The 571-nt window shown below is 58.7% G+C and carries 1 protein-coding gene; it reads right to left on the reverse strand.

The window, feature by feature from the left end; genetic code table 11:
* On the reverse strand, window positions 1–382 hold a 382-nt coding region (locus BV911_RS20465), incomplete at its 3' end, for a hypothetical protein (protein WP_205963934.1).
* Between the last annotated feature and the right edge of the window lie 189 nt (window positions 383–571).

Consider the following 571-nt stretch of genomic DNA (forward strand, 5'->3'; position numbering starts at 1 on the left):
AAGTTACACGACGTGTAACTACACGACTTTCACCGAAATCAGTCTTACACAGACTCCAACCCATTGAAACTATATGCTGGGGCTCGAAGATCCTGCCCAAAATCGAGCCGATTTTGTCGAACTTGGGGTCGAGGAATGGCACAACTTCCTCGAAGACTTCGTCGCCGAGCCCGACATCATCGCACGTGTCAAGGACCAGCCGCTGCGGTAGAAATCGGGCGCTTACGGAACAGAACGCCGCGCCAGAACCAGAGCCTGAGATAACCCCGCTCACCCTGCGCGAGCCGTGCCCCTGCTGCGGCGGCCCCATGCGCATCATCGAGATCTTCCGGCGCGGGCAAAAAACCGATGTCGCGCGCACCACCAAGGGAGCAGGCTGCATGACAAAACGCCTGTCACACATTACACGGTATCACCGGCTGCCCGATGCAGACCCGGCCCAAACGTAACCGCTCGATTTCTACCGCGGCCCATTTTCCTTGACGCGGGCGATGATGTCGGGATTGGCTACGAAGTCCTCGAGAAAGCCGCGCCATGCATCGGGTGAGCGACGTGCGTCGTGGAGCATGTC

This window comes from Pseudoruegeria sp. SK021 (assembly GCF_002119405.1).
Classification (GTDB): Bacteria; Pseudomonadota; Alphaproteobacteria; order Rhodobacterales; family Rhodobacteraceae; genus Meridianimarinicoccus.